This window comes from Streptomyces sp. NPDC005925, from assembly GCF_040638805.1.
Classification (GTDB): Bacteria; Actinomycetota; Actinomycetes; order Streptomycetales; family Streptomycetaceae; genus Streptomyces.
In genome coordinates this window covers 171,122-182,578 of the sequence record NZ_JBEXVL010000012.1, presented here as the reverse complement: position 1 = coordinate 182,578, position 11,457 = coordinate 171,122, and the positions used below count along the sequence as shown (strand labels likewise).

General features: G+C 71.1%; 6 protein-coding genes. 1 reads left to right on the top strand and 5 read right to left on the bottom strand.

Annotated elements, in window-relative coordinates; all coding sequences use genetic code 11:
• Together ABZ354_RS17270 and ABZ354_RS17265 are read right to left on the bottom strand one after the other, a co-directional pair.
• On the bottom strand, positions 1 to 4,841 hold a 4,841-nt coding region (locus tag ABZ354_RS17270; RefSeq protein WP_358657486.1), incomplete at its 3' end, for a beta-ketoacyl synthase N-terminal-like domain-containing protein.
• Positions 4,842 to 4,872: 31 nt separating this feature from the next.
• A complete protein-coding gene (locus tag ABZ354_RS17265) occupies positions 4,873 to 6,066 on the bottom strand; it encodes a cytochrome P450 (protein ID WP_358657484.1) in 1,194 nt (397 codons plus the stop codon).
• Between the two features lie 264 nt (positions 6,067 to 6,330).
• On the opposite strand from ABZ354_RS17265, the gene ABZ354_RS17260 reads away from it, so the two are divergent.
• Positions 6,331 to 7,575 (top strand): hypothetical protein, encoded by a 1,245-nt coding sequence (locus ABZ354_RS17260; RefSeq protein ID WP_358657482.1) that lies wholly within the window; start codon positions 6,331 to 6,333, stop codon positions 7,573 to 7,575.
• Between the two features lie 70 nt (positions 7,576 to 7,645).
• Here the strand turns inward: ABZ354_RS17260 and ABZ354_RS17255 are convergent, their stop codons facing one another.
• From ABZ354_RS17255 to ABZ354_RS17245, 3 genes are all read right to left on the bottom strand, one after another.
• The gene (locus tag ABZ354_RS17255) at positions 7,646 to 8,950 is read right to left on the bottom strand and encodes a cytochrome P450 (RefSeq protein WP_358657480.1); all 1,305 of its coding nucleotides are present in this window, start codon (positions 8,948 to 8,950) and stop codon (positions 7,646 to 7,648) included.
• Between the two features lie 112 nt (positions 8,951 to 9,062).
• On the bottom strand, positions 9,063 to 9,761 hold the full coding sequence (locus ABZ354_RS17250; RefSeq protein WP_358657478.1) for a class I SAM-dependent methyltransferase: 699 nt from the start codon (positions 9,759 to 9,761) through the stop codon (positions 9,063 to 9,065).
• A 237-nt stretch (positions 9,762 to 9,998) separates the two neighbouring features.
• On the bottom strand, positions 9,999 to 11,327 hold the full coding sequence (locus tag ABZ354_RS17245; RefSeq protein ID WP_358657477.1) for a cytochrome P450: 1,329 nt from the start codon (positions 11,325 to 11,327) through the stop codon (positions 9,999 to 10,001).
• Between the last annotated feature and the right edge of the window lie 130 nt (positions 11,328 to 11,457).

The window sequence follows — 11,457 nt, the reverse complement described above, 5'->3', positions numbered from 1 at the left end:
GCCAACGCCCCCAGCCCCGCCAGCGCCTCCCCCTCCGAACCCGCCACCACCACCGCACGCTCACCCAGCACCGCACGACCAGACACCAACACCCCAGCCACACCCGCCAGCGACGCCCCGTCCGGACTCTCGACCCAAGCCGCGAGCCGCCCCGCCTGCCCCGTCAACGACCCCGCACTCCGCGCCGACACCACCAACGGCACCACACCCACGGAAACGGGCGAGGGGGGCACTTCCTCCGTGCTCGCGTCAGCGGCCTCCTCAGCCGGCGCCTCCTCCAGGATCAGGTGCGCGTTCGTCCCACTGACGCCGAACGACGACACCCCGGCCCGCCGAGGACGATCCCCACGCGCCCACTCCCGCGCCTCGGTCAGCAGCTCCACCGCCCCCGCCGACCAGTCCACCCGGGGGGTGGGCTCGTCCACGTGCAGGGTCGGCGGCAGCACCCCGTGCCGCATCGCCTGCACCATCTTGATCACGCCCGCGACACCAGCAGCCGCCTGCGTATGACCGACGTTCGACTTCAACGACCCCAGCCACAACGGCCGCCCGGACTCCCGCCCCTGCCCGTACGTCGCCAGCAACGCCTGCGCCTCGACCGGATCGCCCAGGGCCGTACCGGTCCCGTGGGCCTCCACCACATCCACGTCCGACGGCGAAAGACCGGCACTCGACAGCGCCGTACGGATCACCCGCTGCTGGGCCAAGCCGTTCGGCGCCGTCAGCCCGTTGGAGGCACCGTCCTGATTGACGGCCGACCCACGGATCACGGCCAGCACCCGGTGCCCGCGCTCCCGCGCCACCGACAACCGCTCGAGCACCACCACGCCCACGCCCTCGGCCCAGCCGGTGCCGTCGGCCGCCGCCGAGAACGCCTTGCACCGCCCGTCCGGAGCCAGCGCCCGCTGCCGGGAGAACTCCACGAAGTTGCCGGGTGTCGCCATCACCGTCGCCCCACCGGCCAGCGCCATCGAGCACTCGCCCTGCCGCAGCGACTGCGCCGCCAGATGCATCGCCACCAGCGACGACGAACACGCCGTGTCCACCGTCACCGCGGGCCCCTCGAACCCGAGCACATACGACACCCTGCCGGACGCCACGCTTCCCGCCGACCCGGTGCTCGCGAAACCCTCCACCTCCGGCACGGCCACGCCGGCGCCGGCCCCGTAGCCCTGTCCGAAGACCCCGGAGAACACCCCGACGTCGGTCCCCTTCAACGAGAGCGGATCGACACCGGCGGCCTCCAGCGCCTCCCACGACGTCTCCAGCAGCAGCCGCTGCTGCGGATCCATGGCCAGCGCCTCACGCGGGGAGATACCGAAGAATGCCGCGTCGAAGAGGCCGGCCTCCCGCAGGAAACCTCCCTCGCGGGCATACGACGTCCCCGGACGGTCAGGATCCGGATCGAACAGTCGCTCCAGGTCCCAGCCACGATCCTCGGGAAACCCCGACACCGCGTCCCGGCCCTCGGACACCAACCGCCACAGATCCGACGGGCCCGTCACCCCACCCGGCAGCCGGCACGCCATGCCCACGATCGCGAGGGGTTCGTCGGGGTCGGACCTCGCTCCCGGGTCGGTGACCGAGCCGCGAACGAGGTCCGGGATTCCGAGCAGTTCCGCCCGCAGGCAGGCCGCCAGTGCCGTCGGGGTGGGGTGGTCGAAGACGACGGTGGTGGGCAGCCGCAGTCCGGTCTTCTCCGTCAGGCGGTCGCGCAGCGCGACGACCGCCATCGAGGTGAAGCCGAGGTCGCGGAAGGCGCGGTCGGACGGGATGAGACCGGGTTCCGTCCGGTGCGACACCTCACCGGCCTGCGTACGGACCAGGACTTCCAGCAGTGCGAGTTGCGCGCGTTCGTCCAGGCCGTCGAGCCGGTCACGCAGGGCCGTCGCCACTGCCTGGTCGGGCCGGGACGGCCGGGGGGGCCTGTCGGTCGGGCCGCGCAGAAGCGCCGGGACCCGGGACCCGTGGGCCGTCGGGGTGTCCGGCAGGAGGGTGACGAGAGACGGGGGGTTCGTCGTCAGGGCGATGTCGAACGCGGTGTGCAGCAGGCTGCGCGACCGGCTCGTCGCGTCGTCCGCCGTGTCGCTCTCGCCGCCCGCGTCCTGGCCCCAGGCGAGGAAGGAGCCCGGCAGGTTCCGCAGCCGACGGTCGCGTACGACCAGGTCGGACAGGATCGCGTCGACGGCCCTGTCGGGGTGATCGGGTGCGCCGAACAGCCCGGCGGTGCCGGAGACCACGACGAAGGCGGCGGGTGCGTCGGCGGCGGTCATCCCGTCCAGGACCCGGGCCAGTTCGGGATCGTCTGCGGCGTGTACCACCGCGGTCACCGGACGACCGAGGCCGGCCAGCGCGGCCCGCAGCGGCCCGGGATCGTGGCCGTCGGCGGTCACCCGCACGATGTCGGTGCCGGCGGGAGCGCGTACGGCGTCGGATGCGGGGCCCGTGCCGCCCGGGGAATCGACGAGCAGCAGGGTCTCGGCCCGGTGAACCGTGATCAGCCGGTGGGCCAGCGACGCTCCGTGCTCCGTGTCCGCCCCGGTGACCACCACGGTGCCCACGGCTCCCGGCCAGGGCGCCGGCCATGCCGGCGAAGGTCGCGGCTGCTGCCCGTCGGTCACGGGAAGGGGGGTCAGCCGGGGCGCCAGCAGGGCGCCCGACCGCCTCGCGACCTGCGGCTCGCCGGACGCGAGCGCGGCCGAGACGACGGCAGTGAGGGTGGCAGGACTCAGGTCCTCGTCGGCGTCGAGATCGAGAATGGTGAGCGAGCCGGGACGGGCTTCCTCCTGGAAGGACCGGGCGACGCCCCAGACCGCAGCCTCCGCCCGGTTCTGTGCCCGGTCCTCCGCGGTGGCCGCGACCGCGCCCCGGGTGAGCAGCACCAGCCGGGAGGCCGCCGCCGGTTCGGGGCCCGCCGACCACGCGCGCAGGTCGTCCGCCAGGAGCCGGGCGTGGTGGCGTGCCGCCGCGAACGGGTCCGGGTCGTCCGCCGGTGGCGAGGGCGGGCGCAGGACGATCACGTCGGGTGCCGGTTCACCGCCGGTCACCGCGGTACGTGTCGCCGCGAGGCCGGGGTAGTGCCGTACGTCGGCGGCGAAGGCGTCCGGGGCCGCCGGGCCCGCGACCGCCCACCGTCCGGACCGTGCACGGGCATCCGCCGGCACCTGTGCCGGTACCGGAGTCCACTCGACGCTCAGCACCGTGTCGTGGTGTCCGCTCGCTGCGTACCGCAGGCGGCTCGGCCGGTCCGCCAGGAGGCGCCGCTGGGTCTTGCCGGACGCGGTCCGCGGGATGCGGGCGACTTCGTGGACCTGCTCCGGCACCTTGTAGGCGGAGAGTTCCTCACGGCACCGGCTGATCAGTGCCGCGGTGTCGAGTCCGGAGGGGCCGGGGACCACGTACGCGACCGGGACTTCCCCGAGTGTGTCGTGCGGTACGCCCGCCACGGCCACGTCGGCGACGCCCTCGACGGTACGCAGGACCGCCTCGACTTCCTCCGGGTGGATGTTCTCCCCACCGCGGATGACGAGTTCCTTGATCCGGCCGCACATGGTGAAGTAGCCGGCGTCGTCGCGCCGGGCCAGGTCTCCGGTCCGGTACCAGCCGTCCCGTACCGCCGCGGCGGTCGCCTCCGGGCTGTTGTGGTAGCCGACCATGACGTTCGGCCCGCTGACCCACACCTCGCCCTCCTGCCCGGCGGGAACGTCGGCTCCGGTGACGGGGTCGACGATGCGGACGCCGACGCCCGGTACGGGCAGGCCGCAGGATCCGTCGACCCGGGCGCCGTCCGGCGGGTTGACGGTGATGGCCCCGCACGTCTCGGTGCTGCCGTAGGCATCGACCAGCGGGACCCCGAAGGTCTCCTCGACGTCGCGGCGCAGCCCGGGTCCGGTGACGGCTCCGCCGACGAGGCCGACGCGCAGGGCGGGCGCGGAGAAGCCGTTCTCGCGGGCGGCCCTGACCAGGTGGTGGTAGGTGGTGGGGACGCCGGCCAGGAAGGTCGGACTGTCCTCGCCGAGGATCCTGATCACGTCCTCCGCGGAACTCCCGTCGACGATCCGGGCCGTGGCGCCGACGACGGTGACGGAGAGGACGCACGCGATGTGCGAGAGGCTGTGGAAGAGCGGGAGGGGCCACAGGACCCGGTCGTCGGCCGTCAGTCCCGGGATCGGTACGTAGCAGGAGGCGACGGACCACAGGCAGTTGCGCTGGGTCGACAGCACGCCCTTGGGCCGGCCGGTCGTCCCCGACGTGTAGAACATCCACGCCACGTCGTCCAGGCCGAGGTCGTCCCGCGCGGGCTCGGCCGGTTCGCGGGTGGCGAGTCCGTCGTAGGAGTGAACCCTCGCGACCCCGGCAGCCGCCGCGTCTCCCGCAATAGCCGCGCCCGCCGCGTCTCCCGCAACCGTCGCGTCCGCTCCCGTGCCCACCGGGGCGTCGCCCGTCACCAGCAGCGCGACGCCGGGGGCAAGGGCGGAGGAGCTCCGCAGCCGCGCCGCCTGCGCGGGGTCGGTGATGATCAGCGTGGTGCCGCTGTCGGCCAGCAGGTACGCGAGCTCGGCGAGTGCCGACGCGGGATTGAGGGGCACCCCGACGGCGCCGGCACGGACGATCGCCAGGTAGCTCTCCACCGTGGACACCGTGTTGCCGAGGCAGATGGCCACCCGGTCTCCGCGCCGGACCCCGAGGCCCGCCAGATGTCCGGCCAGCCTGCGCGTCCGCGCCTCCAGGTCGCCGTATGTGACCGCCCGCCGGTCGTCCTCGAAAGCCACTTTGCCCGGGAAACGGGTCGCGTTCTCGAGAAGTGCGACGGGCAGCGGCTTGATGAGGTCGGTGCGCACTATGCCGGATTCCCTTTCGGAGAAAAGAGGCTCACCAGGAGACGGGCAGGCTCTTCACGGCGAAGACAGACCCTTTGAGTCGCAGCGGCACCTCGTCGAACGGGACGGCCAGCCGGAGACCGGGGAATTCCCGGAGGAGAGCCGACAGGCCGGCGCGCAGTTCGACGCGCGCCAGGTTCTGGCCGAGGCACTGATGGATTCCGAATCCGAACGCCACGTGGCCCGAGGTGTCGCGGTCGATGTCCAGATTCCCGGGGCACATGAATTTGGCGGGGTCGCGGTTGGCCGCGGGCAGGGACACGGTGACGGTGTCACCCTTCCTGACCGTTTCTCCCCCCAGTTCGACGTCTTGTGACGCCGTCCGGTACGTGTGGTACTGGTTGACGGTGAGATAGCGGAGGAGTTCCTCGACCGCGCCGTCGAGTTTCGCGGGGTCCGCGCGGATCGCGGCCAGTTGGCCGGCGTGGTGCAGCAGGGCGAAAACACCGACGGACAGAGCGCTCTCCGTGGTCTCGTAGCCCGCGAACAGCAGCAGGATCATCATGTTGCACAGCTCTTCGGTGGTCAGCTGCCCGGCGGAGACGAGGCGGCTGACGAGATCGTCACCGGGCTGTTTCCGCTTCCCTTCGACGACCTCGACGAAGAAGGAGCTCGCCCGTTCGTAGGCGGCTGCGACGTCTTCCGGTTTCGCGTCCGGGTCGTGCAGGAGAGCCGGGGCGTTCGCGTAGTGTTCGCGTTCTTCGTAGGGCAGGCCGACCAGCTCGGACAGTATGCGCAGTATCAGCGGCCTGGCGAAGTCCGCCACCAGGTCGGCGGGAGCGCCGTGCTCGCGCATGAAGGCGATCTGCTCGGCGGCCACGGCTTCGATACGCGGTATCAGCCGGCTCGCCCGCCGGACGGTGAATTCACCCGTCAGCAGACGTCGATACCGGGTGTGGTCGGGCGGGTCCATGTGAATGAACATGCCGGGGATCTTCGGGGAGTTCGGCACCACCTGCCCCTGGTGCGTCACCGGGAAGTGACCGACTTCCGTGCTGTGGCTGAACCGCGGGTCGCCGAGGACCTTGCGCACCATGTCGTGGCTGGTGGCGAGCCAGCCGACGTGTCCGTCGGGATACACCATCCGCGCCAGCGGACGTTCCGCGCGCAGCGCGTCGAAAAGCGGGGGCGGGTCGAACTGATGGGTCCGCGCCCACGGCTCCTCGTAGGAGATCGCGTCGTTCATGGGGACTGGGGTCCTTCCACTCAAGCCGGAGTCCGGGTCGGGTATTCGCTACGCCTCGAGACAGCCTGAGACATGAAATGCTCACCGCACGCATGCAGACGTACTTCGCACCTGCGGACCTGCTCCCCCGAATTGAGGCTAGAGGAGCCGTGCCGGAGCGGCATCCCTCGATCTGGTAGGGCGCACTTCTTTTCCTGCACGGCCTTCCCGGATCTACCAGGCCGAGGGATGTCATGCCGTATGAACGGTCTCTAGCCTGCCGTCATGACAACAGCGGGGATTCGGCGTGCGCTGACACCCACCGAAGAAATCTATGCCGCCGTGGAGATGTACGTGGGGTACACGGTGCGCACCGTCGGCCGGCTGGATCCGGAAGCCCTGCGGGCCGCCTATCAGGCTGTGTGCCGCACCTATCCCCAGCTTGCGTCCCGGCTGGAACACGGTGAAGAGGGACCTGTTCTCGTGGAATGCGAAACCTGTCCCGACGTGCAATTCTCCGACGGGGACCTCGAACGCCCCCTGGTGTGCGCGGAATTGGACCAGCACCGGTCCCTGAGCGCCCTCGACGTCGTACGGGACGGCGACGGGGCGAGCGTGACGCTGGTGACCCATCACAGCATCGCCGACGCCCCTCAGTCCCTCGCGGTGCTCGCGGATCTGTGGTCCCGCTACACCGACGCGGTCCGTGGCGTGCCCGTCGAAACACCCCGCCGTCCATATCCCAGGCCGCTGGAGGATTTGCTGGCCGAACGCGGAATTCATGGCGTTTCCTCCGCCGGGGAGGGCGACTCGAGACCGTCGCCCGGGAAGGTCGGGCAGGCGAACGGATACGCCTGGCCGACGCTCGTCCGGCATGTGGCCCAGTGCCGTCTGACCGCGACTGAGACGACCGCGCTGTCGGAACTCTGCCATCGCGAGCACGTGACCATTCACGGTCTGTTGTCGGGTGTCATCCTTCTCGTCGAGGCGGAGACGCGCGATCTGCCGTTGACCGACCTGGTGTACCGGTACACGGTGGATCTGCGCGGTCGCCTCACTCCCCGGGTCGGGCCGGCCGAGGGCACGAATGTGCTGGGGGGTGTCGTGTTCAGGGCCGACGACGGGATCGCGCCCGACGCCGTCACGCTCGGCCGGGCGATCGGTGAGCAGCTGCGTGCGGGCCTGGCCGACGGATCCGTTCAGCGCAGCCTCCTGGACATGGTGGCGCACCATCAGCGGGCCGACGCGGCTCCGGCGCCTCAGCCGCCCCCCGGCCGGGCCGTCGTCAGCATGACGAACTGGGGCGTGGTGCCGCCGCTGCGCACACCGGACGATCTCCGGGCGACGAACTTCCACTCCTCCTCCCGCCGCAGGGTCGCGCCGGGCGACTCGGCCGGCGTCGGCGGCTACGTGGTGACCACCTTCGGCGGACGGCTGGGCATCGACCTGGCGTGGCCCACGAGGGACGCGGAGCAGTCGAGGCGCCTGGACTGTCTGCGTGAGCGGCTGCACCGCATGCTGCGGTCGTGACACCGGCGGGCGGCGCACCGGCATCCGCCGGTGCGCCGCCCGGCCCCGCGGGTCCCTGGCCGGGGCTCGCCTACGAGGGGGCGTCCCAGGTCACCGGCAGGCTGTGCACGCCGTAGATGGCCATCATGTCCCGCAGCGGGACCTCGTCGGCGGGGATCGCGAGGCGCAACCCGGGCAGTCGCCGCAGCAGTTCGGTGAGCCCGACGGTCAGCTCGGTCCGGGACAGTTGCTGCCCGATGCACTGGTGGATGCCGTACCCGAAGGACAGATGGGTCAGCCGGGGGCGCGTCACGTCGAATGCGGCGGGCGCGTCGTAGTGGCGCGGGTCCCGGTTCGCCTCGGACACCGAGATGATGACGAGTGCCCCCGCGGGGATCACCTGCCCGACGATCTCGACTTCTTCCGTCGTGTGCCGCAGCAGGCCGAGGTGTACGACGGACAGGTAGCGCAGCAGTTCCTCGACCGCGCCGTCGACCAGCTCGGGACGCTCACGCAGCTGCCGGAGCTGCTCGGGGTGCTCCAGCAGCGCGAACGTGCCCAGGGCCAGCATGTTCGCGGTCGTCTCGTGCCCGCCCACCAGCAGCGGGACGGCCATGCCGACGATCTCGTCGTCGGTGAGCGCAGGTTCGGCGTCGGCGTGGACGAGCCCGGACAGGACGTCGTCGGCGGGGGCCTCGCGCTTCTTCCGCACCTGGGCACGTATGTAGTCGCGCAGGTCGTCGAGATCGGCGAGCTGCTCCTCGTACGAGACGTTCAGGTCGAGCAGTTTGTTGGCCCGCGCCTGGAATTCCTCGCGGTCGTCGTAGGCGACGCCGAGCAGTTCACAGATCACCAGGGACGGCACCGGCAGGGCGAAGTCCCGTACGAGATCGGCGCGGGTGCCGTCGGCGCCGGCGCCCTTGGCGAGCATCGCGTCGATCCGCTCGGTGACGATTTCCAGGATCCTCGGCTCCATCCGGCGTGCCCGCCGGACGGTGAACTGCTGGTTGAGCAGTTTGCGGTACCGGGTGTGTTCGGGCTCGTCCATGGCGATGAAGTTGCCCGCGACCGCCTTCTCGTCCATGAGTTTCGCGCGCAGCTCGGGCGGCAGTTTCGCCACTCGCGGGTTGCGCAACCGGTTGGAGCTGAGCCGGGGGTCGGCGAGCAGTTTGCGGGCCTCGTCGTACCCGGTGACCAGCCAGGACCTCTCGCCGTCGGTCATGTCGATCGGTTGCACCGTGGCCCGCTCGCCGTACTCGGTGAGCAGGGCGGGCGGGTCGAAGGGGCAGGCTCCGCGGTCGGTGAGCCCCGGGGGGAGGGGCAGCCGGTACACCGATCGGGTCTGGCCGGCCGGTGGCGTGGACTCCGTGCCGGGCGCCTCGGTCGAACTGCTCATCAGTGGTCCTGTTCCCGGCGGGGATCGCGCCCCGGCCGCCGTCGACGGGTGTTACCTCGAAGCCCAGGGGTTCCGCGCCTTTGCCCCTGCCGAAGCCGGGCACCGCCGGTGATCAGCCGCGAGTCGCCTCCAGCAGCCAGATGGGCAGCAGCGTGGCGCCGGCGTCGTCGGTGTCGAGCCTGCCGCCCTGATAGTCCTGGCGGAGCGGCTCGTCCAGGACGGTCGTCGTGAGGTACTCGGCGCGCAGCGAGGTGACGGACCAGCCCGGCCCGCCGAAGGCGCTGCGTATGGCTTCCTCGGTGAGCGGTTCGGGGCCGGCCGCGTCGCCACGGGAGCACCACTGCAGCAACCGCCCTCCGGGACGCATCGCGCGGGCCAGCGCGTCCGCGTACGCGCGGCGCTGTCCGGCGTTGAAGCAGTGGAAGACGAGACTGCTGGTGACGGTGTCGAAGTCGTTCTCGTAGCCGTCGAGACGGGTCGCGTTGCCGACGGTGAAGGTCACCGTGACGCCCTGCTCGGCTGCCCGGGCGCGCGCCTTCTCGACGGCGGTGGGGGCGATGTCCATACCGGTCACGTGGTAGCCGCACTTCGCCAGATGGATCGCGTTGTCACCCAGGCCGGAGCCGATGTCGAGAACGTCACCGAAAACCCGTCCCGCGTGTTCGAGTTCCACCAGCACCGGCTGTGGTCCGCCGATGTCCCACGGCATCTTTTCCAGTACGACCCCTTCGAACAGGGCGCCGGTTTGATATGCGCGTTCGTAGTCCACGGTCGTCGCATCGAAATTCTGGTATGCGTCGATGTCGGCCATCGGATCCGCCCCTGTCGTCGACGATTTCGTGTTCGCGACTCCCAGAATGGGGCAGTCCCGGCCCCCTGAGCATCCCCCGACCTGGTAGCGCTGCACGGCGTCGGCATCATCGGAACGGGGAGATGCCGATATCGCTATTCGCCGTGGGGTCGCAATCGAGTGGCGTCCGCATTCCGCCGCCGCTCCGCGCACGAACGCTCCGTGAATACATGAGGACTGGTAAGGATCCGTGCGGATCTACGTGGGGGCGTCCCAGGCCACGGGCAGACTGTGCACGCCGTACACGGCCATCTGCTCGCGCAGCGGAACCTCGTCGGCCGGGATCGCGAGGCGCAGACCGGGAAGCCGCCGCAGCAGTTCGGCGAAACCGACGGTCATCTCCGCGCGGGACAACTGCTGCCCGATGCACTGGTGGATGCCGTGCCCGAAGGACAGATGGGCCTGCCGGGGGCGGGTCACGTCGAAGTCGGCCGGCCCGTGGTAGCGGCGCGGATCGCGGTTGGCCGCCGACACCGAGAGGATGACCAGCGCACCGGCCGGGACGACCTGGCCCGCGATCTCCACCTCCTCGATCGTGGTGCGCAGGAGGCCGAGCGGCACGATGGAGAGGTAGCGCAGCATTTCCTCGACCGCGCCGTCGATCAGCTCGGGACGCTCGCGCAGCCTCCGGAGCTGCTCGGGGTGCTCCAGCAGCGCGAACGTGCCCAGGGCCAGCATGCTGGCGGTCGTCTCGTGCCCCCCGACCAGCAGGAGGTTCGCCATGCCGACGATCTCGTCGTCGGTGAGCGCCGGTTCGGCGTCGGCGTGGACGAGCCCGGACAGCACGTCGTCGGCGGGGGCCGCGCGCTTCTTCCGCACCAGTCCGTGGATGAACTGCTTCAGCGCGTCGAGTCCGGCCAGCTGCTCCTCGAACGTGACATCCGGGTCGAGCAGTGTGCCGGTCCGCGCCTGGAACTCCTCGCGGTCCTCGGGTGCCACGCCGAGCAGTTCACAGATCACCAGGGACGGCACCGGCAGGGCGAAATCCCGTACGAGATCCGCGCTGTTGCCGTCGGCACTCCCGCCGTCGGCGGTGGCGCCCTTGGCGAGCATCGCGTCGATCCGCTCGGTGACGATGTCCAGGATCCTCGGCTCCAGCTCGCGTATCCGCCGAAGGGTGAACTGCCGGTTCAGCACCTTGCGGTACCGCGTGTGTTCGGGCGCGTCCATGGCGAGGAAATCCCCTGCCCGGGTCTTTTCGTCCATGAGCTTTTCCCGCAGCTCCGGAGGCAGTTTCGCCACCCGCGGATTGCGCAGCCGGTCGGTGCTGAGCCGGGAATCGGCGAGCAGCTTGCGGCATTCGTCGTACCCGGTGACCAGCCAGCCGGTGTCACCGCCGGTCAGATCGATCGGCTGGATCGCGGCCCGTTCGCTGTAGTCGGTGAGCGCGGCCGGCGGATCGAACGGGCAGCCACCGCGATCGGTGAACCCCGGCGGGAACTGCACCCGGTACACGGACGGGGTCTGGCCGCCCGGCGGGTCGGACTCCACCACCGGCTCCGTCACCGATCCCACGACCGTCTCCACGACCGGCTCCCCGGCCGATCCCGCGGCAGGCGACGCGGCGGACGCTGCGACAGACCCCGTCACGGGCTCCGTCACGGGCCCCGTGGCGGACTCCGTGGCGGACTCCCTGGCGGACTCCGTTGCGCTCTGC

What these genes read in the sequence shown, in the direction of transcription:
- ABZ354_RS17250 (WP_358657478.1), bottom strand. Translation starts at nt 9,761, where the DNA reads ATGGCCGACATCGACGCATACCAGAATTTCGATGCGACGACCGTGGAC.
- ABZ354_RS17255 (WP_358657480.1), bottom strand. Translation starts at nt 8,950, where the DNA reads ATGAGCAGTTCGACCGAGGCGCCCGGCACGGAGTCCACGCCACCGGCC.
- ABZ354_RS17265 (WP_358657484.1), bottom strand. Translation starts at nt 6,066, where the DNA reads ATGAACGACGCGATCTCCTACGAGGAGCCGTGGGCGCGGACCCATCAG.
- ABZ354_RS17260 (WP_358657482.1), top strand. Translation starts at nt 6,331, where the DNA reads ATGACAACAGCGGGGATTCGGCGTGCGCTGACACCCACCGAAGAAATC.